Raw genomic sequence first — 25,061 nt, 5'->3', positions numbered from 1 at the left:
TTAGGCGGCCTTGGCTGCGGGGTGGCCCCAGCGGTGTTGTCGTTCGCTGCGGACGCGTGCGCGTTCGCGGCGTTGAGCGGTCAGGACGTCGGGGTGGCGGGCGTTGGCGTTGCGCCAGCGTAGGTATTGATGCAGGTGGCGACCGAGGGCGACGTGGTTTTGGTGGTCGGATCCGGCGATGACGAAGGTGCGCAGCGGGCCGAAGTGGGCCTCGATCGGGTTGGCCCAGGATGCGTAGGTCGGGGTGAAGCAGAGCTCGACCTTGTTCCGGGTCGCCCACTGCCGGATGGCGGCGCCTTTGTGCGCGGACAGATTGTCGAGGATGACGTAGATCGGGGCGCCGTCCGGCCGTTTCGCGCGGATCGATTTCAGGGCGGCGAGGGTGTTGGCCGCGGATTTCTGCTGGTGGATGACGCCGAACATGGTGTCGTCACCGACGGAGTAGCAGCCGTGGAACTGCCGGACGCCGTGCAGTTTGTGGTAGTTCGCAGGCAGCCGGTCCGGATGGTTTTTGCGCTGCCATCCGGACCCGGCCTGCGGTCGGATCGCCAGCGGCCCGAACTCGTCGAACGCGAACACCCGGTGCGGGAAGTGGTGCATGACGTGCTCGATGCGGGCCAGTTTCGCCTCACGTTGCGGGTCGTTCGACTCCTTCCACGTCTTCGTGCGCTGGAAGGTGATCTCGTGTTTGCGCAGGAGTTGCCGCAGTCGTTCGCGGCCCACCAGGACGCTCCGGTCGGGGTTGGTGGCCAGGTACTCGGCGAGTTTGCGGATACTCCAGCGGGTGAATGGGCGCCGGAGTTTGGTCGGGCGGGTGTTGGCCGTCGAGACGATGAACTGCTCGTCGTCAGGACTGATCTGGCGGGGACGGCCACCCGCCCACTGAGGGTCCAGGCTGGGCATTCCCATCTCGTTGAACCGGTGAATGACACCACGGACGGAGTCCTCGTCGGCTTGGACCAGCCGGGCGATGACCGGCACGCTGTTGCCGCCGGCGGAGGCCAGCACGACCATCGCCCGGCGCAGCCGGACCGCTGAACCGGTCCCGCGACGCACGAGGCGTTGCAGCTTCTGGCCTTCTGGATCGCTCAATCGGCGTACTCGAACGGGTTCTGCCACCTACACAGCCTTGACCGGCCCCGGGTCCACGCAGCGGACCCGGCCCGGTGTGTCACCCAACCCGGCCAACGTTTGTGGTCAGGGCACTAGCTACAACCTGCATGTGCATCTGGTCTTCACCACCACGTATCGGCGTGGGGCGCTCACCGACCCGATCCTCACCCGCTGCGAACAGATCATGCGGGACGTGTGTGCAGTGGTGGCCGTCGGCCTGGCACAGGTCGGGGTGGTGGTGCGGCCCGGCCGCGACGATCGGTTCGACCGGTGGTCGGCGTACTGGCACCCGGACGGTGTCATGGTCTACGTTGCACAGCGCGCGAAGCTCGGCGACGACCGGCCGGGGCTGACTGCGCTGCCGCTTTCCGTGCCGCAGCTGGCGGTCCTCGCCGTCGATGAACGGTTTCATCTGCGGTAGGGGGCCATCGCATGGGCTACTGGCGGGGACAGACAGCGTCGCCAATCCCCATGCGACGTCGGTGAGGGCCGGTCGAGAGCGACCCGCCCTCCGCGTTCTATGTCAGCAGACCTGGCGCGCGGCGAGGTGGGCGAGCAATGCCCGGGCCCGGGCGTCGACCGGTCCGGCCGGGAAAGCGGTGTAGCTGCGTCAGCCGTTGAGGTATGCGAGCACCGCGAGCACTCGTCGGTTGTCGTCGTCCGACGGTGGCATCCCGAGCTTGCTGAAGATGTTGTTGATGTGCTTGCTCACCGCCTTCTCCGTGACGAACAGCCGGCCCGCGATCGCCGCGTTCGACCGTCCCTCGGCCATCAGACCCAGCACCTCCCGCTCCCGGGCGGTGAGGTCCCGCAGTGGCTGCATGCCGGAGTTACGGGCCAGCAGTTGGGTGACCACCTCCGGGTCCATCACCATCCCGCCGCCAGCCACTCGGCGTAGCGCGTCGATGAACTGGCCGACGTTGGACACCCGGTCCTTGAGCAGGTAGCCGACTCCCCCGCTGCGGTCGGCGAGGAGTTCGCGGGCGTACAGCTGCTCGACGTGTTGGGACAGCACGAGGATCGGTAGCCCGGGCATCTGCATCCGGGCCGCGAGGGCGGCTTGCAGGCCTTCGTCGGTGAAGGTGGGTGGGAGGCGTACGTCGACGACGGCGATGTCGGGGCGGTGCCGGGTGAGCGCCGGCAGCACGGACGGCCCGTCGGCGACGGCCTCGACGACCTGGTGTCCGTTCGCGTGGAGGATGTGCGTCAGCCCGTCCCGGAGGAGGGCAAGGTCCTCCGCGATGACAACTCGCACGGCAGCTCCATGGTCACGACGGTGGGTCCGCCGGGCGGACTGGTCACGGTCATCGTGCCATCGAAGGCCGCCAGACGGCGTCGTACGCCCGCCAGGCCGGTCCCTGCGTCCGGCGTGGCGCCGCCGCGCCCGTCGTCGCCGACCTCCGTGCGCAGCACACCGTCCCGGTGCACCAGAGAGACCCAGGCGCGCCGGGCGCCGCTGTGCTTGGCCACGTTGGTGAGCAGCTCGGCCACTGCGAAGTACGCCGCGGACTCGACCGCCGCGGGCGGGCTGCCGGGCAGGTCCAGGTCGACGTCCACGTCCACGGGCGGCGCGACGGTGAGGGCGAGTGCCTGCACCGCCCCGTTGAGGCCGCGTTCGGCGAGTACGGGCGGGTAGATGCCGCGGACGAGGTGGCGGAGTTCGGCGAGGGCGTGGCCGCTGGTCTCCTGCGCCTCGCTGAGCAGTCGCGCCGCCCGTGCCGGGTCGTTGGCCATGAGCTGCTCGGCCAGGCCGATGCTCATCCGCAGTGCGACCAGCCGGGCCTGCGCACCGTCGTGCAGGTCGCGTTCGATGCGGCGCAGCTCGGCGGCCTGCGTGTCGATGGTGTCGGCGCGGGTGGCGGCGAGGTGCCGGACCCGCAGTGCCAGCTCCTGCGCCCGGGTGGGGGCGAGGAAGAAGCCGGCGAAGCGGAAGTGCAGCCACAGCAGCCACGGTGCGACGGCCAGCCCACCGGCGAGGAGCAGCCAACCCTGCGGCGCGGCCAGCCACGCCTTCGCGAGGTTGTCCATCGGCCAGAACACGCCGTAGCCGTACCAGTCGATGCTCAGGTAGAGCACCAGCGGCACGAACAGGGCCCCCTCCAGCCCGTACGCGGCCAGCGCGAACGCGAGCACGCAGGCGCCGCCGGTGACCGCGCCGGGGATCAGCCAGGCGAGGTCCCGCCAGGTCGCCGGGTCCGAGACCACCCACCGGAACCGCTGCCAGGTGCCGAGCCGGGCGCCGGCGGGCACCGGCGCGTACGGCGAGGCGATCAGCACGCCGGCGGACCGGCTCAGGCGCCGTTGCAGCGTCAGCGACAGCCGTACGAGCACGGTCACCGCGGGGAAGAGGGCGAACCCGATGCCGAGGGCGGGGATGAGCGCGAGGGAGACCACCGACAGCGCGAACAGCAGCACGTTGGTGGTCAGGCTGAGCAGGGCCACAGCCAGGCCCTGCACGGCGGCGAGCGCGCCGGGCCGGATCTGCTGCCAGACGGTCGAGCGTACGGAGCGGTCCACGGCGTCATTCTCCGCCCGATGCGCCACCGGAATCGGTGGTGCTACCACCACCTGCCTTCGGGACCTGCCACCCCTGCCTTCCACCTGCGACGGCCGAAGGATCGAAGGCATGACCAGGCAAAAGGAAACCGCGCGGCACCGACTGGCCGCAATGCCGTCCGGCCGACGCAGCAAGTACATGATGCTCGTCTTCTGGCTCGTCCTCGTCGCGGCGGCCGGGCCGCTGGCGATCAAGCTCACCGAGGTGCAGGACAACGACTCCCTCGGCGCGCTGCCCGCCACCGCCGAAGCCAGCAGGGCGGTGCAGCGGGCCGAGGAGGCGTTCCCGGACTCGCAGAAGCCATTGGCCGTCGCCGTCTACGTCCGCGAGAGCGGGCTCACCGACGCCGACCGCGCGAAGGTCGACGGCGACCGCACGGCGTTCGCCCGGTACGCCGACGGCCAGGTGCCCCCGCCGGTGGCCAGCGAGGACGGGCAGGCGCTGCTGCTCTCCTTCCCGATCGCGGGGGACGCCGACCAGCGGGCCGACGCCGTGGCCGACGTCAAGGAGCAGCTGAGTAGGGACGCACCGGCCAGCCTGCGGACCGCGCTCACCGGTCCGGCCGGGGGCGAGGACGACGTCTTCGACGCGTTCGCCGGCATGGACAGCACGCTGCTGTTGGCGACCGCGGCCGCCGTCGCGTTGCTGCTCCTCGTGACGTACCGCAGCCCGGTCCTGTGGTTGATCCCGCTCATCACGGTCGCGGTGGCCAACCAGCTCGCCAGCGCCGTGGTGTACCTGCTGGCCCGGCACGCCGGGCTGGCCGTGGACTTCCAGAGCCAGAGCATCCTGACCGTGCTGGTCTTCGGTGTCGGCGTGGACTACGCCCTGCTGCTCATCGCCCGCTACCGGGAGGAACTGCGCCGGCACGCCGACCGGCACGCGGCGATGGCCGTCGCGCTGCGACGGTCGATCGGCGCGATCGCCGCCTCGGCGGCGACCGTCGCGATCGGCCTGCTGTGCCTGCTCGCCGCGCAACTGCCGTCCACCCGGGGGCTCGGACCGGTCGGCGCGGTCGGGATCGCGGCGGCGTTCCTCGCCATGACCACGCTGCTGCCGGCCGTGCTGGTCATCTTCGGGCGGTGGCTGTTCTGGCCGTTCGTGCCGCGATACGCACCGGACGCGATCGGGCTCGACGTGGCGGCCGAGCACGGGGTGTGGCGCCGGATCGCCGGTTTCGTTGGCCGGCGGCCCCGCGCGGTGTGGCTGGGCACGGCGGCGGCGCTGGTGGTTCTCAGCTTCGGCATTGGCAACCTCAGCATCGGCATGCCGCATGACGAGTCCTTCACCAAGGAGGTCGGCTCGGTCACTGGCCAACGAATGATCGAGGCGCACTATCCAAGGGGAGCGGTCGCACCCGCCGAGATCCTGGCCGCCGCCGGTCCGGCCGACCAGGTGGTGGCCGCCGCCCGTACCGTGCCGGGGGTTGCCGAGGTGGGCGAGCCGGAGCCCTCGCCGGATGGCCGCTGGGTGCGCATCGCGGCAGTCCTGGCCCACACCCCGGACAGCGACGCGGCGCTGGACACCGTCAACCGGCTCCGCGCCGCGGTGCACGCGGTGCCGAGCGCGCAGGCGCTGGTCGGCGGGGACTCCGCGTACCTGCTCGACGAGGAGCGGACGGTCGGCCGGGACAACCGGGTCGTGGTGCCGCTCGTGCTGGCGGTCGTCTTCATCATCCTGGTGCTGCTGCTGCGGTCGCTGGTCGCGCCGCTGCTGTTGCTCGCGAGCGTGGTCCTGTCCTACGCCGCCGCGATGGGCGCGGCCGGGCTGATCCTCGACGCGATGGGCTACCCGAAGCTCTTCGTCGGGATCCCGCTGCAGACGTTCCTGTTCCTCGTCGCCCTCGGCGTGGACTACACCATCTTCCTCGCCACCAGGGCTCGGGAGGAGACGGCGCGGCTCGGGCACCGGCAGGGCGTGCTGCATGCGCTGACCGTGACCGGCGGGGTGATCACCAGCGCGGGCGTGGTGCTGGCCGCTACGTTCGGCGCGCTCAGCGTGCTGCCGCTGGTGCCGTCCGTGCAGTCGGCGGTCATCATCGGCGTCGGGGTGCTGCTCGACACGTTCCTCGTCCGCAGCCTGCTCGTCCCGGCGCTGGCGCTGCACATCGGCCCCCGCACCTGGTGGCCGAGCGCCCTGGCACGGCCAACGTTCCGGCCGGTCGCGGCACCGCCGATCGAGCGGGCACCGGCGGCCTCGTAGGAGATCCCGCGGGAGACGGGGGCCCTGACCGGCGGCAGCGCGCCGGTCAGGGCCCCCGTGGGCGACCTCGTCAGCCGACGCTGACCAGACCGATGTCGAGGGCGGTCTCGGCGCCCTGCGCGAGCTGCACCGCGTCGGACTACGCCGACTGCTGGTCCGGCACGTCGAAGGTGACGAAGACGTCGGAGTCGGTGGCGTCGTCACCGGTGTCCGGCGCGGTGAACCGGTACGTGGTGGAGAAAAGTTCGGCGTGGCCTGTTGTGGCCACCCCGCGGCAATCCGGGTAGACCCAAGATCATCGATGCTTCCGGTCATTTGGCGACGGGTCGCCGGCGCGGCGTTACATCGGCGGGGGAGGAATCCGTCCCCGCTTCGGCGACCAGCCCCGGGGTCATGACTAGCCGCCCGGCGACCGGGTACGCGCGACCGTGGTGGCGACCGGGCAGGTGCCGACACCTCTGGGAGGAGACACACGCATGGCGAAGTTTCTGTTGAGGTCGACCTACACCATCGACGGGGTCAAGGGATTGGCCAACGACGGCGGTACGAAGCGCGCCGAGGTCGTCCGCAAGTCGATCGAGGCGGCCGGCGGGCAGATGGAGTCGCTGTACTTCGGGTTCGGGGATCATGACACCTACGTGTTGTGCGACCTGCCCAACAACAGCGCTGCGGCCGGACTGGCGATCGCGATCCGGGCGGCGGGCGGCGTGGACACGAAGATCACGCCGGTGCTGACCCCGAGTGAGGTCGACGAGGCGACCCAGCGGAAGGCCGAGTACCAGCCTCCGGGGAGGTGAGCGTCCGCCGATCCAGCGCACGCGCCGATTGAAGCGCGGCTGGGTCGGCACCCGGGCGGAACGGCGGGGCGCGGGCCCGCGGCGAGGCGCTACGAACGCGGGCGCGTCGTACCCCGCCGGACGGTGTACCGACGCTGGCGGGACGTCGGCGGACTGCTCGCCGACGTCCTCGACGCCGCGAGCTACGACGACTGGCAGCCCGAGGACACCGGCTCCCTGCCAGGAGACCTGGCGGCACTGAACCACCAGATCCAGACGGCACTGACCGCCCAGCCGCCGATCACCACAGCCTTGATCGCCGCCTCCTTCCGTTCCGACGAAGCCGCCCGCGCCCTACAGCGCTTCTGGGAAGACCGGTACGCACGCTGCGAGATCGTCGTGCAGCGAGCAGCCCGGCGCGGGGACATCCCTGCGCACACCAACGCGCGGCAACTGCTCATCGCCGCCACCGCGCCGCTGTACCACCAACTGATACTTCTCCGCACGCCACCCGATCCTCGTCTGCCCGACCACGCAGCCAGGAGCGCCGCCCTTGCGGCATCCGCCGGCGCCTTCTCGAACCCAGGTGGATGCCCGTTCGCGCCGTCGGCGGGCGGCGCGAACGGGACGCGGCTCAGCTAATCGGGCCGAAGATCTCGGTGCGGTCGAAGTCGGCATCCATGCCGTCCAGCACCGCTCCCAGTTGCTTCTCCTCGTACTTGAAGTGCGTCTCCATGACCGCCTCGATCCCGTCCAGGTGACGGTGTGCCACCTCCGGGTCGGTCGAGTCGGCCACCGCCTTCTGCAATCCACCGATGAGGTGCTCAATCATGTTGTGGTCCTGAGTCAGCTTCGCGACCACCGGCGCCAGGTCGGGTCGCGCCCGTACCAGTTCCGGGAACAGCGAACCGTCCTCGGCGCGATGATGGCCGGACAGGGCAGCGCAGAACCCGTGGCAGAACAACAGCAGGTCGATGGCGGCGTCGGCGGGGTCGCCGCCGTCCAGTCCCGCCCGCGCCAGTGCCAACGCATTGCGCAGCTTGCCGTGCGCCCGCTGCAGTTCCCCGCCCAAGGCGGTGACGCGGTCAGTCGGCAAGAACGCCCTCCCGCCGCAGCCAGGCCGCGCACGCAGTCGTCCAGGACGCAGTGTGCGGCTCGCGCGCAATGAACTTATGCGGCTCGCCGCCGTATTCCACGCCGTCGGCCAAGCCGATGCCGTGGCTGCCGCCCGGGTAGACGTGCAACTCCACCGGTACCGCGGCGGCCGCCAGCGCCCGGGTCCACTCCAGGGCGTTGGGCAAGCCCGGCGGGTCCTGAGCGGTGGCCCATACGAAAGTCGGGCACACCGACGCGTCCACATGCTTGGCCGGGGATAGCTCGTCCTTGATGGGCAGCAGGTCACCGAGCAGGTTCTCGACCACCGGCGGCGGCAGCAGGTCGAGGTCGGCCAGCGCGTAGGCCAGGATCGCGAAGTCCGGTCGGGGCGGGTCGGCGACGCCCTCCTCGATGGACAGAACCTGGCCGGTCATGAGCAGGCCAGCGAGTTGGCCGCCCGCGCTTGATCCGATGACGCCGACCCGGCCGACGTCGAGGCCGTGGTCGCCGTTGCGGATGTGGTCCAACCCGGCCCGGGCGTCTTCAAGCGGGGCCGGGAACCGGTCCGGCAGCAGCCGGTAGGACAGGACGAAGGCGTGGATGCCGCGGCCGGACAGCCAGCGCGCGTAGCCTTCGCCCTCGTGCGGTGGAAGTTCCCGGAAGCCGCCGCCGGGCAGGACGAGGACGGCGGGTCGGGGGCCGAAGAACCGGTCCTCGGCGGGGTAAAGCGTGATCTTCTGTGAAATTGGGGTGGGAATGGCCCTAGCCACCTTTCGACACGACGCCTCCATGCCTGACGAGCCATCCGCCACCGGCACGCGACGCTGCCTGGAACTATAACTGCGCAGATCGAGGCGTTCACCTCGCGGCGGATCTTCGAGGCCATCTTGTCGAAGGTCGAGAACCCAGGCAGCTCCAGCCCGGCCTCCACCACCTTCTCCAGCGCGATGTTGATCAAATCCGCCGGACGGTTCTTCGCCGCCGCCTCCCTGCGGATCGCCGCCTCCACGATCTGCCGGGCCTCTGCCTCGCGAACCCGTCACTACCGGCGGCGCCCGATCGATGCACCAGACAAGGGGTCGCGCGTCGACGGCCATGTGCCACCTCTGCCGCACCGCACCGTCGACGACGCGCAGCACGGCCGGCACCCAGGGGGTGGGTGCCGGCCACACGCTGTCTCGGGACCGGCGCCCGCGCCGCTTCGCTCCCCACGCGGCCAGCAGTTCGCCCTCCTGGATCAACGCCTTAGCGTTGATTTTTCGCTGGAAGCTACGGCTGGGCCGCTGGCGCGTGCTGCGCCCGCACCTGGAGGACCGAGTGCCGCTGCCCAGCGCGGCTGGCGAGGCCCAGGTGCCACCGCGGACCGCGCAGCGGTGGTTAACCCGGTACCGGCGCCGACGGAATCGCCGGGCTGACCCGCTCGACGCGCGCCGACCGGGGCGCCCGGCGGATACCCGACGACCTGGGGTGCTGGTAAGCACCGTACGGCGAGGGCGGGGCAACAAGTCGTCACTCTGGCTGGCCGGTGGCGAACCGCACCGCGGTGAGGATGAGCAGGAGGGTGCCGGCGAAGGCGCCGCCGGCGGTGAGGATCGCGGTGGGTGGGTTCATCCCGCCGGCCCAGGCGAGCAGCCCTGCGGTGGCGGCGACGATGCCGGCGGTCAGGGTGGCGATCGCGAGCCAGAGGCCGCGGACGGTGGGGTTGGTCAACGGTCAGCCTTTCAGTGGTCACACCCCTGCATTTGAGAGGTGGATGGTCGGCTGACTCCGCCCTGCTCCGCAGGATTCCGGCGGCGGAGGACACGTTCAAGCTTCCCAGTGATAATCGCGCTTATCACTGGTCATCGCGCTCTACCCTGACGCGGGTGAGCACCCCCGCAGGCACCTCCAGCGGCCTCGGCCGCAGCCTCGGGCAACTACTCCCTGCGCCGGTGACCCCGGTGGAGCTAACCGTGCAGACCCATCGCGCGGTGGACGCGCTGCCGCTGCCGGACGACTGGCCCGGTACCTGGTGGGCTCCCCAGGACTCGACGCTGGCCTGGCTGACCTCGCGACGCTCCCCCCACACCCGGCGGGCCTATCTGCGCGATCTCGGCCACTACCTCACGTGGCTCCGCTCAGTCGGCCGCGATCCGCTGCAGGTCACCCGCTCCGACGTCGACACCTACGTCGCCCTGCTGCAGCGCCACACACCCCCACCCAGTCCGGCCAGCTTCAACCGGCGGCTGGCCGCCCTGTCCAGCTGGTACCGCTACCTCATCGATGCCGACATCACCGCGCGCAACCCAGTTGCCGCGGTTCAGCGGACGCCGGTCAACCGGGACTACTCCGCCACCGTCGGGCTGACCGTCGCCGAGGTCCGAGCGTTCCTGCGGGCCGCCGACGCCGCCGTCGACCGGTGGGGTTACGGCTCCCCGATGCGGCGTACGGCGGAGCGGGACCGGATGCTGGTCACCATGCTGGCCACGCTCGGCCTGCGGGTCTCCGAGGCCACCGGCCTGAACATCTCCGACCTGCGGCACAACGCCGGGCACTTAGCGTGGCGTCAGCCCTGCCCGGTGACGCCTGGAGGAGCCCGCGATGATCGACCACCTGTCAGTCCAGGTTCGTGACGTGCCGACCAGCGCCGTCTTCTACGACGCCGTGCTCGCCCCGCTCGGCGGCCGCCGCCTGCTGGAGTTCCCGAACGTCGTCGGCTACGGCCGAGACCGTCCCGTCTTCTGGCTGGGCCCGACCGCACCGCCCGGCGAGGCCCGCGAGCTGCACCTGGCCTTCACCGCCGACGACCGGACCGCCGTCAAGGCGTTCCACGATGCGGCCGTAAATGCCGGCGCGGAGGTGCTGCACGCGCCCCGGGTCTGGCCGGAGTACCACCCGACCTACTTCGCCGCGTTCGTCCGCGACCCGGACGGCAACAACGTCGAAGCCGTCTGCCACGCCCCCGAGTGATCACGCGTTAGGTTTTCGACATGGAGCAGCGGATCAGCCTGGTCACCCTCGGCGTCACCGACGTGGCGCGTGCAAGAGCGTTCTACGAACACCTCGGCTGGCGCGGCCAGGAGGTCGAGGAAACGGTCTTCTTCCAGGCCGGCGGCCTGGCGGTGGTGCTCTGGGGCCGGGACAAGCTGGCCGCCGACGCGGGCATCGACGATCCGGGCACCGGCGGCTTCGGCGGCATGACCCTGGCGCAGAACGTCCGCTCGCGGGCCGAGGTCGACGAGGTGATTGCCGCGGCGGTGGCCGCCGGCGCCGAGGTGACCAAACCGGCCCGGGAGACCTTCTACGGCGGCTACGCCGGCTACTTCACCGACCCCGACGGTCACGTGTGGGAGATCGCCTGGAACCCGGGCTTCCCCCTCGCCGAGGACGGCACCATCACCGTCCCCGACTTCGGCGCCACCGGCTGAGCCACCCAAGTAGGGCGGCAAACCAGCGCGTCACGGTTCGGTCGGAGGGCAGAGCAGCCGGTCCAGCAGCGGTAGCTGAAGGGGATCCAGGCAGAGCGTGATCAGGGCGGCGTCCGGCGATGGGGATGGACTAGGCGAGGCCGAAGCAGTGGGCGAGGCCGATGTGCTGGGCAGGGCCGGGCGGCCGACCGGGGGCGGGTCAGTGGTCAGAGCCGGACCGGGCGTCGGCGCCGAACTCGCGGACGGGCTCGGAGCGGTCGGCGGGTCCACCGCGGTGGACGGGGAGGGCACATCCGGGACCGCCGGCCGGACGGCAGTGGTGCTTGATGGGCCGTCCGGCGCGCCGCCGGTGGTTCGGGCCGGCACCGTACGGCCGACCGACCCGGCCCTCCCCGGCTCCGGCGCCACCGGGCCGACGGGAAGGGCCGGGACGAGGGCGTCGACAGCCGTCGGAGCGTCTGGGGTGGTGACAGCGGTCTCTTCTGCCCGCTGCACGGTGCGTGCCTGCTCGGGCCCGAGTGCGCCGGGGCCCAGCGTCGCGAACACCACCGTCGCGACGGTGGCGACGGCGACCACCCGGCGACCGGGGCGCAGCGCCGTCAACGGCGCTTCCTGCGGCACAGCAAACGGCAGCGGCGTTGGCCGGGTGCGCTGGTGGGCGTCCAGCAGGGCGTCGAGCCGCGCGGTGACGGCGGCGCGTTCCCCGGCGGCGGCAGCGATGGCGAGGGTGAGGTAGAAGCGGGCGTTCACCGCCGCGGTGGCCGGCACCAGCAGCCCGGCGAGCGGGCTGCGGTCGGTGGTGTGCAGCAGGGTGAGCGGGACGTCGGGGTGGTGGGCGGCGGCGGCCTGATCCGCGTACCGCCATTCGCGTCGGTGCTCGCGACCGGCGAAGGCCACCCGGTGGCTGGTCACGATGGCCGCGCCGGCGTCGACGACCCGCAGGCCCTTCGGCAGGGCGCCGGTGGGTGTGTCGGCGAAGGTGACGGGGCCTGGCGTCGGCAGTCCGGTGACGTGTCGCGCCTCGGCCTCGACCAGCTCCACGATGGGGAGTACGCGGAAGACGAGCTCGTCGTCGGCGAGGTCCACCGGCAGGCCGGTGCGCGGCTGCGTACACCCGAGGAACCCGGCGGCTTCGATCCGCAGCCGGGTCAGGTGGTCCTTGCGGCGGAGCCAGGCGTCGGTCTCGCCGCGGTACGCGCGCCGTCGCCGCTCGTTCTCGCGCTCGGCCCAGGTGATCCGCCAACGGGATGGTGTCGCGGTGGGGCGTGAGGTCACGGTCACACGCGGTACAACCGCTCATGTACGAGACAGGCAACGCCGACGGGATCGATGCTTCCCTTTGTTCCCGAAAGGAGAGAATTGACAGGCTAGAGCATCTCAAGCCGTGCCGTCGCCTCAGCGGGGACGATCGCAAAGTGGACGGTCCGGCCGGTCCTGCGCCGCCCGAGGCGGTGCATCAGTGGCACGAGCACCCCGTGCAGCAGCGGGTACTTGCGGCGCAGCGTGCGGGCGGCGGCGTCGTACTCCGGGCCGGTCAGCCGGCGGGCGGTGGCCTGCACCGCCGGTCCGGTCGGCACGCCCCGGGCGGTCGAGGCCGCCACGGTGACCGTCGGGTTGTTGCCGATCCGCCGGGTCTTCCAGGCCTGTTCGAAGCTGCGCACGTACGCCCGGTCGCCGGCCACGGCGATGCTCACCGGCGTCGCGACCGGGCGGCCGTCGCGGCGGTACGTGGTCAGCAGGACGGTCTTCTGCGCACCGAACGGGGTCAGCTCCGGCACACCGGCCGGTTCGACCGTGCCGAGCACCCACCCGCGTTCCCGCCACCGGTACGCGAACGCCACCCCGGCCACCACCACGGCACCGGCGATGGCGAGGGTCTGCCCGGTGGCGCCGCCGAGATCGCGGTCGACGACGTGCACCACCGTGTGGGCCGTCCCGCCGACCGCGTAGCCGGCCAGCGCCACGGTGAGGGCGTCGGCCCAGATGGTGGCGAGCAGCAGGGTCACGCCGATGCCGAGTTGAAAGGCGCCGATGTCGTGCACGAAGTGCCGGTGTGGCGGAAAGTCGGCCCACGTGCTGAACGAGGCGGGCGAAAGCAGCGCCCACACCCCGGCGACCGCGCTGGCCAGGCCGAGCAGGGCGGCGGTGGGCCGCACGATTGTTCTCATACATCCCTGACGAGTCCACCCAGCTGAACGTGACAGCCGAACGGCGGTGGAGCCGGGCCGACGAACAGCCCGGCTCCACCGGTGGTCCCTACGGACGCAGCGAGGTGAAGAACTGCCGCATCTCACCGGCGAGCAGGTCCGGCTCCTCCAGCGGCATGAAGTGCCCGCCCCGGCCCGGTTCGCTCCAGTGCCGGATGTCGGTGCAGGCCCGCTCGGCGATCTCCCGGGGGAGGTTGGCCTGCGAGGGTTCGGTGCTCACCGTGAACGCGGCGGGCACGGTGATGTCGGGTCGCGGGGTGTTGTGGTCGAAATCGAAGTACTGCCGGAATGACGAGCCGATCGTGCCGGTGGCCCAGTAGAGCGTGATGATGGTGAGCAGGGTGTCTCGATCGAAGCTGTTCGCCAGGTCGCCGTGGTTGTCGCTCCAGTCCCGGTACTTGTCCACCAGCCAGGCGGCCAGCCCGACCGGTGAGTCGACCAGCGCCGCCGCGAGGGTGTCTGGCCGGGTGCCCATGATGGCGCTGTAGCCGCCGTCGGTCTCGTCGTACGCGGCCTCGGCGTCCAGGTACTCCTGCTCGGCCGCTGACAGCGGTCGGGCGTCGAAGCTGGCCGGGAACGGTGGATGGATCATGTGGATGCCGGCCACCTGCTCCGGGTACAGAGCACCGAGCCAACCGGTGACCACCCCGCCGACGTCCCCGCCGAAGGCGCCGTAGCGCCGGTAGCCGAGCACATCAGTCATCAGCTCGTGCAGCGTACGGGCCAGCACCGCCCGGGTCAGCGGCTCCTTCGGCAGCTCCGAGTAGGCGAACCCGGGCAGGGACGGCACCACCACGTCGAACGCGTCGAAGGGGTCGCCGCCGTACCGGGCGGGGTCGGTGAGCCGGTCGACCAGCGGCAGCATCTCGACGAAGCTGCTGGGCCAGCCGTGGCTGAGGATCAGCGGCAGCGGCGCGGGCGCGCCGGTCGGACGGACCGCGCGGACGTGCAGGAAGTGCAGCTTGCGGCCGCCGACGACGGCCAGGTGGTGCGGGTAGGCGTTGAGCTCGGCTTCGCGGGCCCGCCAGTCGAACCCGTCGCGCCAGTAGGACACCAGGTCCCGCAGGTAGTCGGGGTCGGCGCCGCCCTGCCACGGCTGGTCGCCGCTGCGGTCGGTGAAACGGGTACGGGCCAGCCGGGCCCGCAGGTCGTCGAGGACCGCATCGGGTACGTCGATGCGGAACGGGGAGTAGGACATTGATCCTCCGATAAGGAGGGCGCTCCCCGACGCGAGAGGTCAGCTGAGGGGGACGGCCGAGAAGAGCGCCCAGGAATGACGATTGGTAATCACCGGGCTCACCTCCTCTCGTGGCTGACGACGATCACCCTACCCGAGCGGGCCGGGCAACGGACCTCGGGCCGGAAACCGCGACGGTGCGCGTGGCGGGTACGCCTCGCAGTGCTCGGCCCACTGCTCGGCGGCCACGGCCAGCGCGTCCGCCGAGACGGTGAGGATGAGCGGATAGATCGCGGTGGGCGGCCGGCGCATCCACGGCGGCAGCGACTCGGCGGAGAACTCCACGATCAGCTCCAGCCGGCGACGGCGGATCACCCGGGTCCGCAGGGCCAGGTTGGGTTCGGTGAAGCGGACCATCGCCGGTGGCGGGCTCGGCCCGACGGCCGCCTTCGCCTGCCCGCGCAGCCAGCCGCCCAGCGCGCGGGCCTCCTCGACCATCAGGCTCGGGTAGTGGTGCGACCAGGTCTGACCGTCGGCGGTGCGGGCGTCCACCTCGATGAGCAGCCAGTCGTGCCAACCGGGCGCGGCCCGGTCGGGATCGTCGGGCGGGTCGATGCCGGGCTGGTAGCCGACCGGCCTGATCCTCACCCGGGCGCCGTCGTCGGACCGGATCTCCACCCGGTGATTCTGGCCGACCGAAGCCGACGGGCGGGGCCTGAACCGGCATTAAACGGTCATTTCGTCACGGTTCGCCGCACGCCTCGATGCTCGGCGCAGGCGTTCGACCGACCGCCGGTCAGGCTGACCGAGCCATCACGGCACTGCACCAGATAGCCCCGGCCGGCCCAGAACTGCGGCACACAGTCGAACCAGTCACACACCTCGGCTGCCGGCCGGCGGATGCGCGTGCCGCTGCAGAAGTCGTACCCCAACGGATTGACCGGCGCGCCGCAGCGCGGGTCGCGTGTCGTGGTGGGCGACGGGCGCGGCGGCTTCGCCGATGTGCGGGGCGCCGGCGGTGGGGCCGCCGGGCGGACCAACGCCGGGACCACGCTGGGAGTGGGCGCGGGGGTGGCCGCGACCGCGACCTCGCTGCCACCGGTCGGGTCGGACGGGTCGGACTCGATCAGCGCCGCCGGCACCAGGATCGCGACCGCCGCGGCCACCGCGACCGTCCGGCGCCCACCGGGCACCAGCGCGGAGAGCCGGGCCTGCCCGGGCGTGGCCACGGCCGGGCGGAACGGCTTGAGCTGGGCGTGCTCGGCGATCAGCTCGTCGAGCTGGGCGAGCACCGCGGCACGCTGCTCGATCGCGTCGGCGAAGGCCAGGGTGAGCTTGAACCGGAAGTCCGCAGCCGCGTCGGTGGGCAGCATCAGCCCGGAGGTACGCCGCCGGTCCAGCACCTGGATCAGGGTGACCGGCGCCGCCGGGTCGTGGGCCAGGCCGGTCATCCGGCCGTACGCCCAGTCGCGCCGGCCGCGACCGCCCAGCAGCACCAACCGACGGCTGGTGATCACCGCCATGCCAGCGTCGGCGACCCGGACACCGTCCGGACGGCGCGGGCGCAGCGGCCCGGACGGCGGAGCGACCGTGAGATCCGGCGCGGGCAGCACCGTCGTGTGCCGCACCTCGACCAACTGCGCGGCCGGCAGCGCCCAGAGCACCACCTCGTCGTCGGCCAGCTCCAGCGGCAGGCCGGCACCGGCCGCCACGGAGCCCTGGAACTCAGCGGCCAGGGCACGCAGCCGCCGTAACTCGTCGTCGCGTCGCCGCCACGCCGCCTCCGCGCCGCGGAACGTGCTGACCCGCCGAACGTTCTGCCGGCGCGCCCACCGGTACCGCCATGTGGAACCCGTCGAATCAGTCTTTGCCACGCCGACTCCTTCGTCGCGCAGGCCACCAACCGGGGTGTCACACGTGTTAACAGCGGCGGCGCGCCACCCGGACACGCCAGAACGGGTCGAACTAACCGATCGTTGGAGCAAACCGAACGATCGGGCGATAGCGCGACTTCCCGCGTGCCCTTCCGGGGGTGGCCGCTGTCTCGGTAACGTCAGCCGCAGCCGAGGAGCGACGCCGCGGCACCTGTACGGAGGGGGTGACGATCGTGCCGCAGGACACCCGGCCCGGGGTCGTGATCGGCGTCGACATCGGCACCACCAGCACCAAGACCGTCGCGTACGACACCGATGGCCGGCAACTCGCCCGCCAATCGGTCGGCTACCCGCTCGACAACCCCCAGCCCGGGTACGCCGAGCAGGACCCGCAGCTCATCCTCGACGCGGTGCTGCAGTCGATCCGCGCCGTGATGGCCGAGCTGACCGAGCCGGTGGCCGGGCTGTCGTTCGGCTCCGCCATGCACAGCCTGATCGGGCTGGACCCGGCCGGCAGCCCGCTGACCCCATCGGTGACCTGGGCCGACGCCCGGGCCACCCGGCAGGCCGAGCGCCTGCGGGCGGTGCCGTCCGGCCTGGCCCTGCACCGACGGACCGGGACGCCGATGCACCCGATGTCGCCGCTGCCCAAACTGCTCTGGTACTCCGAGCAGGAGCCGCAGCTCTTCGAACGGGTCGCCCACTGGGTCGGCATCAAGGACTGGGTGCTGCTGCGGCTCTGCGACACGCTGGTCACCGACCACTCCGTCGCCTCGGGCACCGGCCTGATGGACATCCACAAGCTGAAGTGGGACAGCGAGGCGCTGACCATCGCCGGCATCACCGAAAAGCAGCTGCCCCAACTGGTCTCCACCACCACCGTGCTGCCCGGGCTCACCGCACAGGCTGCGGCGGCGACCGGCCTGCCGCAGCGCATCCCGGTCGTGGTCGGCGCCGGCGACGGGCCGCTGGCCAACCTCGGCCTCGGCGCGGTGCGCCCCGGCATGGTGGCCTGCACGATCGGCACCAGCGGCGCGATGCGGGTGATGGTCGAACGGCCCGGCGTAGACCCGCTCGGCGGAGTGTTCTGCTACGCGCTGACCGAGGACCGCTGGGTGGTCGGCGGCGCGATCAACAACGGCGGCATCGTGCTCCGCTGGGCCGGTGAAGCGCTCGCCCCGGACCTGGGCGAGCGCTCCGAGGAGGAGCTGGTGGCGCTGGCCGCCCGGGCGCCGGTCGGCTCGGGCGGGCTCATCATGCTGCCCTACCTGCACAGCGAGCGGGCGCCGCACTGGAGCGCGCTGCCGCGCGGCGCGTACGTGGGGTTGACCTACGCGCACCGCCGGGAGCACCTGATACGGGCCGCGCTCGAGGGCGTCTGCCAGCAGCTGGCGCTGGTGCTCAACTCCGTGCGCGCGGCCGGCAACGAGGTCCGCGAGATCCGGGCCGGCGGTGGCTTCGCCCGCAGCGGCCTGTGGCGGCAGATGCTCGCCGACGTGCTCGGCCTGCCGGTGAGCTTCCCGGCCGGGCCCGAGGGGTCGGGCTTCGGCGCTGCCCTGCTCGGCATGCAGGCGCTGGGGCTGATCCCCAGCATCGACGTGGCCACCGATCTGGCGCAGATCGAGGAGACCGTCCGCCCCGACCCGGCCGCCGCGGCCACGTACGCGTCGCTGCTGCCGCTCTTCGCCGAGCTGTACGAAGCGCTGGCGCCCACGTTCTTCTCCATGCGCCGGCTGGCGCCCGGCCTGCCCACGGAGCACTCCCCCGCGGCGCCACCGGCATAGCCGGCCGGCCGACTCCCGGATCAGGGTGCCTCGACGCTGGAGATCAGGTAGCGGTGCACGTCGGCGTCGAGGATGGCGACCGTCTGCGCGTCGCTGGGACCGGAGTCGCGGAACGCCGCCAACTGCTCCGGGGACTCCCAGCGTTCGTAGACGTGGATCCGGCCCGGGTCCAGTGGGTCGGCCGCGAGCAGGAAGTCCAGACAGCCGGCGGTCGCACGGGCCTGCGCGATGACGTCCCCGCAACCCGACAGATAGTCGTCGCGCCCGGCCGGGTCGACGTGCAGACTGCCCGCGATGATCAACATGTGCCCTCCGGGGTTGGTGCTTCTGCTGCGTTTGATACCGCAGGGTCATATTCATACCGGTGAGGTATGACGGTCATCGGGACATGACCGCCCAGACGGTTGACGCCAGCCCCGACGACCCCACCCACCTCCCGCGTTTCATATCGTGCAAACGTGAGGAAAAGCGACAAGAAGTCTTCATCTTCCCAACCGTTCGCCCGCGTACGCCTGCGGTGGATGGCGGCGGCGGTCGTGCTCGCCGTGGTCGCGACGACCGGGCCGGCCACCTCGGACAACCCCGACCCGGGGCCGGCGGCCGAGCCGAGCCAGTAGGCCGATCCGGGGTACGAGGCCGAGCCAGGGTCCGCGCCCGGCCCGGGGGACGCGGCCGAGCAAGGGGACGAGCCCGGTGTGGAGCCGACGCCGGAGCGGGCGCCCACCAGCGAGGTGTCCTGGCTGTCGTTCCCCGGCGGGGTGTTCGCGGTGGACTCGCTCGGGCACACCGTGCGGTACCGGGCCTGCGACGGTGACACCGGCCGGGTCGCCGACCCGGACATGCGCGTCGCCGCCGGGGTCGCCAGCGGCGAGGTCACCGTCGGGGACAGGAGCTACCGCTACCGGGTGCCGCTGGTCGGGCGGAGCCAGGGCACGCTTGCGGTGATCCGGCGCCACCACCGGACGACCGAGCTGACCGGCGTGGTGGTCACCAGCCGGCAGCCGCCCACCGATCCGGTCGCGGGAGCCCGGCTGTTCCCGCTCGGCGGGCAGCTCGCCCGGGTGGTCGCCGACGCGAACCTCAACCCGTCGGGGGTCACCGTCCGGGACCTGTCCGGCCGGTACGGCGATCAGCAGATCGCGGTCAACGGCGCGCTCCGCCCCAAGGCGGCCAGCGTGATCAAGCTGTGGATCCTCGTCGAGCTGCTCCGCCGGGTCGACTGTGGACGGGTCTCCCTCGACGACGGCGTGCTGGTCACCCCGGCCGACGTGGTCGGTGGCACCGGTCAGCTGCAGTTCGAGACGTTCCCGCAGGTGGTGACCCTGCGCCGGCTCGCCCAGTACCTGATCAAGTACAGCGACAACATCGCCGCGAACGTGCTGATCACCTACCTGGGCGGGTTCGCCCCGGTCAACGCGCTGATCGACTCGATGAACCAGCGGTCCACCATCCTGGCCCGCCGGATGCTCGACAGCGCGGCCGCCCTGCGCGGCGAGGAGAACTACACCAGCCCCGACGACGTGGTGTCGTTACTCGGCGCGGTCTGGGAAGCAGAGATCCTCAGCCCCGCCTCCCGAGACCTGATGATCGGCTTCATGCGGGAGCAGACCCTCAACACCAAGATCCCGGCCGCGCTGCCGCCCGGGGTGCCGGTGGCGCACAAGACCGGTGACCTGCCGGACGCCTCGCACGACGTCGGCTACTACCTGATCCCCGGCTCGGAGACCGCCGTCGCGTTCCTCACCGCCGGGCCGATGGACACCGGCGACGAAACGGTCCGCCGGATGGCCCGCACCGTCTACGACTTCCTCATCACCCCGGCGGAGGGGGCGTACGAGGAGTGAACCGGGCTCAGGCGCCGGGGATGTTCGGCGGCGGGTCCTCACCGACCAGGTCCGCCGCCGGCGGATCGGCCGTCACCGGCAGCCCGAAGTCCGAGTACGTCAGGTCCAGCCGCGCGGTCTGCGACTGCTCGCTGGCCAGCTCGATCCGGTAGCGGACCAACCGCCCCTGCTCGTCGACGGTCGCGGTGAACGGCACCGCCGCGGCCCGGTCGCCGAGCACGGTTGCGACCCCGCTGCCCAGCACCGCGCCGCTCTCGCGCAGGTCCAACGTGCCGGCGTACTCCCGGACGCCGGTCTGCCGGACCTCGGCCGGCGCGGTCAACGTGCCGGCCAGCCGGGTGTTGTCCAGACCCTGCTTGGCGGCCGGCGCGCCCGGGGCGCCGACGTGCCACCAGGTGCGGCCGTCCCAGACCGGGATCCGACGGTCCGGGGCGGTGACCCGCACGTAGACGTCCGGCCCGGTGGTCAGCCGCTCGATCTTCACCTCGCCGGCGGGCACCTTGAGCGAGGTGGTCTCCAGGCCGCGCCGCGCCTTCGGGTCCCAGAGCACCACCGTGCCGTCCCCGCCGGCGCCCAGGGTCAGCTTGTAGGTCTGCTGGTCGACCTTCGCCGCGGCGGCGACCAGCACGCTGACCGGGTCGGTCGCGGCCGGGGCGGGTGACGCGCCGGCCGCCGGTCGACCCGCGTCGGGCTCGTCGCCCCCGACGACCAGGGCCCACACCCCGGCGGCGATCCCCACGGCCAGGACAGCGCCCGCGGCGACCAGCTTCGGCTTGTTCACGGTCATCTCCCCCGAGCGGCGCGCCCGCCGGCCGGTGGCCGATCGACGCTGACCGCGGTGCGGTCCGGCCAGAGTAGCCGGACCGCACCGACCGCTGTTCCCGGCCGATCAGGCGCGGCTGATCGCGTTGGCGTGGATCGCCTCGTTCAGGTACGCCGCCAGACCCGGGGCGATGTTCTCGTAGTGCCTGGTGAACCGCTCGTCAGCCATGTACATGTCGGCCAACCCGGTGTGCACCTCGTACGAGCACTCGTAGAACCAACGGCTGATGATCTGCCGGTGCTCCTCGGCCAGCTCCATCGCCTCCGGACTGTCCGCCGGGACGCCCGAGGCCAGCACCGCGACGATCCGCCGGCCCCAGTCCTCGTTCTCCGCCTTGATCCGCAGCCAGTCGTCCTTCGTGTAGCGCGACGCTCGCCGGTTCGACTCCCGATACGCGTCGGTGTCGCCCCAGCGCTGCTCGGCCTCGGCCTCGTGCTCCTCGGGGTTGAAGTCGCCGAAGACCTCGAACCGCTCCTCCGGGGTGAGTTGGATGTTCAACTTGCTCGCCTCCATCGCGAACTCGATCGCCGTGACCATCTCCTGCAACCGCTTGATCCGTACCGTCAGCAGCTCGTGCTGGCGGCGCAGGTGCGCGGCCGGGTCGGCCGCCGGGTCGTCGATGATGGCGGCGATCTCCTCCAGTGGGAAACCCAGCTCCCGGTAGTACAGGACGAGCTGCAACCGTTCCAGGTCCGTGTCGTCGTAGCGGCGGTAGCCGGTCGTGGTCCGCCCGCTCGGCGAGAGCAGCCCGATCTGGTCGTAGTGGTGCAGCGCCCGTACCGTCACGCCGGCGACCTTCGCCACCTGACCCACCGTGTACGCCATGGTTTCCCTCCCTTCCGGGAACCAGGCTCCCGCCTGCCGTTACGTGAGGGTCAAGCCCGATTCTGACCCACCGTGCCGGGGCCGTCCGGCCGCCCGTACAGATAGCCCTGGCCGCGCGGGCAGCCGATCGCGGTGACCACCGCGTGCTGGCGCTCGGTCTCCACCCCCTCGGCGACCACCGCCAGGTCGAACGCGTCGGCCAGCCGGGTGACCATCTCCACCGTGGCGTACGCCCGGTCGTCCGCGCCCAGCCGGGCCACGAACGAACGGTCGATCTTCAGTTCGGTGGCCGGGATGCGGTGCAGGTAGCTCAGCGACGAGTAGCCGGTGCCGAAGTCGTCGATGGCGATGCCGATGCCCAGTTCCCGGAGCTGGCGCAGCCGCTCCAGCACCGCGTCGGTCCCCTCGATCAGCGCCGACTCGGTCAGCTCCAGGGTCAATGCGCGCGGCGCCAGCCCGGCCTCGGCGGTGGCCTCGGTGACCGTGGCGATCAGGTCCGGCCGGCGCAGGTGCGCCGCGGAGATGTTCACCGCGACGGTCGCCTCCGGCGCCCGGTCCCGCCAGGTCGCCGCGGCCCGGCACGCCTCGTGGATCACCCAGCGGTCGATCGGCAGGATCAGCCCGGTCTCCTCCGCCAGCGGCAGGAACCGGGCCGGCGGCAGCATCCCGAGCCGGGGGTGCTGCCAGCGCACCAGGGCCTCGGCGCTGCGGACCGCGCCGGTGGCCAGGTCGACGATGGGTTGGAACTCCAGGTGCAGCTGCTGCTCGTCGACGGCCCGGCGCAGGTCCGCGATCAGCTCGGCCCGCGAGACGGCCGACTCGCGCAGCGCCGGGGTGCACGTCCGGTGCGCGGACTTCCCGGCCGCCTTGGCCGCGTACATGGCGATGTCGGCGTCGCGCAGCAGGTCGGTGTGGGAGGCGTGCTGCGGGCCGTACTCGGCGATGCCGATGCTCGCCGACGGGTGCACGCCGACGTCCTCGTCTCCGTCGGAGGGTTGCAGGGCGTTCAGCAGCCGCTCGGCGAGTTGCTCCGGGGGCACCGGTCGGTCGCCGTGGACCAGCACCGCGAACTCGTCGCCGCCGAGCCGGGCGATGGTGCCGTCGCCGTTGACTGCGGCACGCATCCGCGCCGCCAGCCCGGTCAGCAGGGTGTCGCCGGTGGCGTGCCCGAACCGGTCGTTGACCTGCTTGAACCCGTCCAGGTCCAGCAGCAGTACGGCCACCGGCCGGCCGTCGCGCAGGGCCGTGCGCAGCCGCCGGTTGAACAACAGCCGGTTGGGCAGCCCGGTGAGCTGGTCGCCGTACGCGAGCCGGCGCAGCCTGACCACCAGGCGCAGGTTCTCGTTGGCGGCCAGCCCCTGGCGTACCGCGAGGGCCGCGAGCAGCGCCATCATCGTCACGAAGATCAGCTGCGGGGTCTGCCCGGTGGGCCGGCGGGCCAGCACCACCGCGATGATCGCCCCACCCACCGGCAGGTACGGCAGAGCCACCCGCCACCACGGCGGCGGCGACGAGTCGGCGGTGTCGTCGGTGCCGTCGCAGTCCGGCGGCGGCGGGTACCGGGCGGCGAGGCCGATCAGCAGGTAGCTCAGTGGCCAGCACAGGTCGATCAGGTGACCGGCGGCGTAGTCGGCGCGCACGACCAGCGAGACGTACCCGACGTCGGCGACCACCCGGATGGTGAGGCTGGCCGCGAGCACGCCCAACGGCCGCCACACCGGCCGGGCCGGGCCGACGACCGCGACCAGGATGGTGAGCTGCATCAGGTCGAACATCGGATAGAGCAGCCCCAGCGTGCGCGCCGGGTCGGCCAGCTCGGCCGCGGCGACACCACGGAACACCAGCACCCAGCCGATCGGCACCAGGGCCAGCGCCACGATCACCCCGTCCAGCAGCGTCCGGGCCCGCCCGACCGCGGTCCGGGGCGCGGAGGGGAAACAGAGCAGCGCTGCGGTCCCGGTAAGGATGCCGGCGATGAAGACCGCCCCGACCAGCGGCGTGTGCGGCAGATCGCCACCGCCGAGCCGTTGCGCCGTCCAGATCGCCCGACCGAGCGCGGCGAGCGCCATGGTGGCCGCGAGCAGCGTCCAGAACCGGCGCAGTGGGGTTGGTTGACGGCGAGCGGCCCCGGCGCAGGCGACGGTGGCCCAACCGGCGACCAGCAGCGCGCCCAGGTCGCTGACCAGCGCGGCGCCGGGTAGCGCGGCAACCAGCCAGAACGCCTCCGCGACCAGGACCGCGCCCGCGAGGAGCAACCCGGCGCGGCCCGACCGCGCCAGCGCGACACTGATCGCCTGTCCGCCCGTCGTCTCCCGGGCTGCCGGCGCTCCTGCGGCCGGCGCCGGATCGGTCGGGTCACCGGGTGCGGGTGGCACGCCGTTCGGCTCGGCGGGGGTGCGGTCCCCCGCAGCCTGCTTCACGTCCTGTGGCGACACGGTCGCTCCGGCTCTTCGTCGTGCGTGCACCCTCGGCGGACCGGTCCACGGCAAACCCCAAAAGCCTAGTCAGCGCACGAGGTACCCGCCAGGGACCGGACGGCCGCGCAAATCCAGCCGGTCCGGCCACACAGGAGGAAGTGCCGGGTCGGCCCTCCTCTGGTACGCGCTCCTGTCGAGCTGCCCCAGGAACGGGGCATGCCGAGAGGCTTGGACGGCGAGGCTTCTCCGGTCCGGTGGCCCGGCTTGCTCGGGCTGGCCCCGATTGCTCCGCGGCTGCACCCGCCGGTGGTTGTATCCGTCCGGCTGGGCTGGTCGTGCCCGGTGCCCCACATACGGGGCGCTCGACAGGACCCGAGGGTGACACCCGCCCCGGCCAGAGCACGGCGAGCACCGGTGCCGGCCAACGCCCTTTCTGACACGAGGCGCCCGACAGTCGGATGGACGGCGCACACCGGTGGAGGTGGGTGCGCAACCGATGCGGTCAGCGGCCGGCGGAGCGGTTCCAGGGTGAGCGGGGCAGCCTGGTGCCGGCCAGCGGACGGCGGGCGCGGTGGCGCTTTCGCCGCCCGGGAGTGCAGGGCGGGCGAGGGGCGGTGTGCACCGGAGGGCCGGACGGCGGCGGTGGCCGGCGGATCAGCCAGCAGAGGAAGCGGGCCATCGGCGGTTCAGCCGACCGGGAGACGGTCGACGTCGGACTTGGAGATCTCGTACTGCGCCCCGCAGAAGGTGCACTGCTGTGCATACCGGGTGCGGATCGGGATGAGCGGGATGAAGAAGAGGGTGAACTTGGTCGACCGACGGGTGATCACCTGCGCGGCGTGGTTGCCGCAGTTGCGGCAGACCTGCTGAACAACACCCGATCGGTCGACCTTGGTACGGAGACCAAAGATGAAGAACATCGCACGCCAGTACCCACTTCAGGCGGATAAGTCACCGAAT

General features: G+C 72.0%; 27 protein-coding genes. 10 read left to right on the top strand and 17 right to left on the bottom strand.

Annotation, left to right across the window (positions count from 1 at the left end):
* Positions 1–1,119, bottom strand: a complete 1,119-nt coding sequence (locus BUS84_RS28475) for an IS630 family transposase (protein ID WP_074308194.1) — start codon at positions 1,117–1,119, stop codon at positions 1–3.
* A 49-nt stretch (positions 1,120–1,168) separates the two neighbouring features.
* Here BUS84_RS28475 and BUS84_RS40780 point away from each other — a divergent pair, with 49 nt between their 5' ends.
* Positions 1,169–1,534: a transposase gene (locus BUS84_RS40780; RefSeq protein ID WP_143728536.1), complete on the top strand. Its 366-nt coding sequence runs from the start codon at positions 1,169–1,171 to the stop codon at positions 1,532–1,534.
* Between the two features lie 189 nt (positions 1,535–1,723).
* Here BUS84_RS40780 and BUS84_RS28465 read toward each other — a convergent pair whose 3' ends face one another.
* Positions 1,724–2,368, bottom strand: coding sequence for a LuxR C-terminal-related transcriptional regulator (locus BUS84_RS28465; protein WP_074317153.1), 645 nt, complete (start codon positions 2,366–2,368; stop codon positions 1,724–1,726).
* Positions 2,320–3,630 (bottom strand): sensor histidine kinase, encoded by a 1,311-nt coding sequence (locus tag BUS84_RS28460; protein ID WP_244298754.1) that lies wholly within the window; start codon positions 3,628–3,630, stop codon positions 2,320–2,322. Before BUS84_RS28460 ends, BUS84_RS28465 begins: the two co-directional genes overlap by 49 nt.
* A gap of 151 nt (positions 3,631–3,781) precedes the next feature.
* Between BUS84_RS28460 and BUS84_RS28455 the strand changes: the two genes are divergently transcribed.
* Positions 3,782–5,872 (top strand): MMPL family transporter, encoded by a 2,091-nt coding sequence (locus BUS84_RS28455; protein ID WP_208869930.1) that lies wholly within the window; start codon positions 3,782–3,784, stop codon positions 5,870–5,872.
* A 139-nt stretch (positions 5,873–6,011) separates the two neighbouring features.
* Here the strand turns inward: BUS84_RS28455 and BUS84_RS40775 are convergent, their stop codons facing one another.
* Complete coding sequence (locus BUS84_RS40775; protein ID WP_280175153.1) at positions 6,012–6,140, bottom strand: hypothetical protein; 129 nt, start codon at positions 6,138–6,140, stop codon at positions 6,012–6,014.
* A gap of 208 nt (positions 6,141–6,348) precedes the next feature.
* On the opposite strand from BUS84_RS40775, the gene BUS84_RS28450 reads away from it, so the two are divergent.
* Positions 6,349–6,669, top strand: coding sequence for a GYD domain-containing protein (locus BUS84_RS28450; RefSeq protein ID WP_074317149.1), 321 nt, complete (start codon positions 6,349–6,351; stop codon positions 6,667–6,669).
* 123 nt (positions 6,670–6,792) lie between these two features.
* Entirely contained in the window at positions 6,793–7,290 is a 498-nt protein-coding gene (locus BUS84_RS28445) for a TetR-like C-terminal domain-containing protein (RefSeq protein ID WP_074317147.1), read from the top strand.
* On the opposite strand, the gene BUS84_RS28440 is transcribed toward BUS84_RS28445, so the two are convergent.
* The 3 genes from BUS84_RS28440 to BUS84_RS37780 form a co-directional block, all read right to left on the bottom strand.
* Complete coding sequence (locus BUS84_RS28440; protein WP_074317145.1) at positions 7,283–7,744, bottom strand: hemerythrin domain-containing protein; 462 nt, start codon at positions 7,742–7,744, stop codon at positions 7,283–7,285. The two genes, BUS84_RS28445 and BUS84_RS28440, sit on opposite strands and share 8 nt — an antisense overlap.
* Complete coding sequence (locus BUS84_RS28435; RefSeq protein ID WP_244298753.1) at positions 7,734–8,513, bottom strand: alpha/beta hydrolase; 780 nt, start codon at positions 8,511–8,513, stop codon at positions 7,734–7,736. The genes BUS84_RS28440 and BUS84_RS28435 overlap by 11 nt, the downstream gene beginning before the upstream one ends.
* Positions 8,514–9,252: 739 nt before the next feature.
* Entirely contained in the window at positions 9,253–9,453 is a 201-nt protein-coding gene (locus tag BUS84_RS37780) for a hypothetical protein (protein WP_074317140.1), read from the bottom strand.
* A gap of 155 nt (positions 9,454–9,608) precedes the next feature.
* Between BUS84_RS37780 and BUS84_RS28425 the strand changes: the two genes are divergently transcribed.
* The 3 genes from BUS84_RS28425 to BUS84_RS28415 are packed head-to-tail and all read left to right on the top strand — an operon-like array spanning position 9,609 to position 11,150.
* Positions 9,609–10,355 carry a tyrosine-type recombinase/integrase gene (locus BUS84_RS28425; RefSeq protein WP_143728535.1) on the top strand — a complete coding sequence of 249 codons (747 nt, stop codon included), beginning with the start codon at positions 9,609–9,611 and terminating at the stop codon, positions 10,353–10,355.
* Positions 10,324–10,692, top strand: coding sequence for a VOC family protein (locus BUS84_RS28420; protein WP_074317135.1), 369 nt, complete (start codon positions 10,324–10,326; stop codon positions 10,690–10,692). Before BUS84_RS28425 ends, BUS84_RS28420 begins: the two co-directional genes overlap by 32 nt.
* 20 nt (positions 10,693–10,712) lie before the next feature.
* Positions 10,713–11,150, top strand: a complete 438-nt coding sequence (locus BUS84_RS28415; protein WP_074317132.1) for a VOC family protein — start codon at positions 10,713–10,715, stop codon at positions 11,148–11,150.
* A 30-nt stretch (positions 11,151–11,180) separates the two neighbouring features.
* Here BUS84_RS28415 and BUS84_RS38375 read toward each other — a convergent pair whose 3' ends face one another.
* The 5 genes from BUS84_RS38375 to BUS84_RS28390 form a co-directional block, all read right to left on the bottom strand.
* Complete coding sequence (locus tag BUS84_RS38375; protein ID WP_159451073.1) at positions 11,181–12,425, bottom strand: hypothetical protein; 1,245 nt, start codon at positions 12,423–12,425, stop codon at positions 11,181–11,183.
* A gap of 92 nt (positions 12,426–12,517) precedes the next feature.
* Entirely contained in the window at positions 12,518–13,318 is an 801-nt protein-coding gene (locus BUS84_RS28405; RefSeq protein WP_074317127.1) for a PPOX class F420-dependent oxidoreductase, read from the bottom strand.
* 88 nt (positions 13,319–13,406) lie between these two features.
* Positions 13,407–14,555, bottom strand: a complete 1,149-nt coding sequence (locus BUS84_RS28400) for an epoxide hydrolase family protein (protein ID WP_074317125.1) — start codon at positions 14,553–14,555, stop codon at positions 13,407–13,409.
* Positions 14,556–14,684: 129 nt separating this feature from the next.
* Positions 14,685–15,212 (bottom strand): WapI family immunity protein, encoded by a 528-nt coding sequence (locus BUS84_RS28395; RefSeq protein WP_074317123.1) that lies wholly within the window; start codon positions 15,210–15,212, stop codon positions 14,685–14,687.
* A 56-nt stretch (positions 15,213–15,268) separates the two neighbouring features.
* Complete coding sequence (locus tag BUS84_RS28390) at positions 15,269–16,408, bottom strand: hypothetical protein (RefSeq protein ID WP_074317119.1); 1,140 nt, start codon at positions 16,406–16,408, stop codon at positions 15,269–15,271.
* A gap of 233 nt (positions 16,409–16,641) precedes the next feature.
* Between BUS84_RS28390 and BUS84_RS28385 the strand changes: the two genes are divergently transcribed.
* Positions 16,642–18,192 carry a gluconokinase gene (locus BUS84_RS28385; RefSeq protein ID WP_074319185.1) on the top strand — a complete coding sequence of 517 codons (1,551 nt, stop codon included), beginning with the start codon at positions 16,642–16,644 and terminating at the stop codon, positions 18,190–18,192.
* A 20-nt stretch (positions 18,193–18,212) separates the two neighbouring features.
* On the opposite strand, the gene BUS84_RS28380 is transcribed toward BUS84_RS28385, so the two are convergent.
* Entirely contained in the window at positions 18,213–18,497 is a 285-nt protein-coding gene (locus BUS84_RS28380) for a putative quinol monooxygenase (protein ID WP_074317117.1), read from the bottom strand.
* Between the two features lie 153 nt (positions 18,498–18,650).
* Between BUS84_RS28380 and BUS84_RS38370 the strand changes: the two genes are divergently transcribed.
* Both BUS84_RS38370 and BUS84_RS28375 read left to right on the top strand, forming a co-directional pair.
* Positions 18,651–18,809, top strand: a complete 159-nt coding sequence (locus BUS84_RS38370; protein WP_159451072.1) for a hypothetical protein — start codon at positions 18,651–18,653, stop codon at positions 18,807–18,809.
* Positions 18,810–18,887: 78 nt separating this feature from the next.
* Entirely contained in the window at positions 18,888–20,036 is a 1,149-nt protein-coding gene (locus BUS84_RS28375; RefSeq protein WP_074317116.1) for a serine hydrolase, read from the top strand.
* 7 nt (positions 20,037–20,043) lie between these two features.
* Here BUS84_RS28375 and BUS84_RS28370 read toward each other — a convergent pair whose 3' ends face one another.
* From BUS84_RS28370 to BUS84_RS28355, 4 genes are all read right to left on the bottom strand, one after another.
* On the bottom strand, positions 20,044–20,817 hold the full coding sequence (locus tag BUS84_RS28370; protein WP_143728534.1) for a hypothetical protein: 774 nt from the start codon (positions 20,815–20,817) through the stop codon (positions 20,044–20,046).
* A gap of 108 nt (positions 20,818–20,925) precedes the next feature.
* Positions 20,926–21,684: a MerR family transcriptional regulator gene (locus BUS84_RS28365; protein ID WP_074317113.1), complete on the bottom strand. Its 759-nt coding sequence runs from the start codon at positions 21,682–21,684 to the stop codon at positions 20,926–20,928.
* A gap of 50 nt (positions 21,685–21,734) precedes the next feature.
* Complete coding sequence (locus BUS84_RS28360) at positions 21,735–24,119, bottom strand: putative bifunctional diguanylate cyclase/phosphodiesterase (RefSeq protein ID WP_244298752.1); 2,385 nt, start codon at positions 24,117–24,119, stop codon at positions 21,735–21,737.
* Positions 24,120–24,787: 668 nt separating this feature from the next.
* Entirely contained in the window at positions 24,788–25,021 is a 234-nt protein-coding gene (locus tag BUS84_RS28355) for a zinc-ribbon domain-containing protein (RefSeq protein WP_074317112.1), read from the bottom strand.
* Positions 25,022–25,061 lie beyond the last annotated feature (40 nt).

The organism is Micromonospora cremea, assembly GCF_900143515.1.
Classification (GTDB): Bacteria; Actinomycetota; Actinomycetes; order Mycobacteriales; family Micromonosporaceae; genus Micromonospora; species Micromonospora cremea.
This window is presented reverse-complemented; position numbering and strand designations above follow the sequence as displayed.

What these genes read in the sequence shown, in the direction of transcription:
- BUS84_RS28420 (WP_074317135.1), top strand. Translation starts at nt 10,324, where the DNA reads ATGATCGACCACCTGTCAGTCCAGGTTCGTGACGTGCCGACCAGCGCC.
- BUS84_RS28380 (WP_074317117.1), bottom strand. Translation starts at nt 18,497, where the DNA reads ATGTTGATCATCGCGGGCAGTCTGCACGTCGACCCGGCCGGGCGCGAC.
- BUS84_RS28365 (WP_074317113.1), bottom strand. Translation starts at nt 21,684, where the DNA reads ATGGCGTACACGGTGGGTCAGGTGGCGAAGGTCGCCGGCGTGACGGTA.
- BUS84_RS28455 (WP_208869930.1), top strand. Translation starts at nt 3,782, where the DNA reads ATGCCGTCCGGCCGACGCAGCAAGTACATGATGCTCGTCTTCTGGCTC.
- BUS84_RS28355 (WP_074317112.1), bottom strand. Translation starts at nt 25,021, where the DNA reads ATGTTCTTCATCTTTGGTCTCCGTACCAAGGTCGACCGATCGGGTGTT.
- BUS84_RS28415 (WP_074317132.1), top strand. Translation starts at nt 10,713, where the DNA reads ATGGAGCAGCGGATCAGCCTGGTCACCCTCGGCGTCACCGACGTGGCG.
- BUS84_RS28450 (WP_074317149.1), top strand. Translation starts at nt 6,349, where the DNA reads ATGGCGAAGTTTCTGTTGAGGTCGACCTACACCATCGACGGGGTCAAG.
- BUS84_RS28400 (WP_074317125.1), bottom strand. Translation starts at nt 14,555, where the DNA reads ATGTCCTACTCCCCGTTCCGCATCGACGTACCCGATGCGGTCCTCGAC.
- BUS84_RS28405 (WP_074317127.1), bottom strand. Translation starts at nt 13,318, where the DNA reads ATGAGAACAATCGTGCGGCCCACCGCCGCCCTGCTCGGCCTGGCCAGC.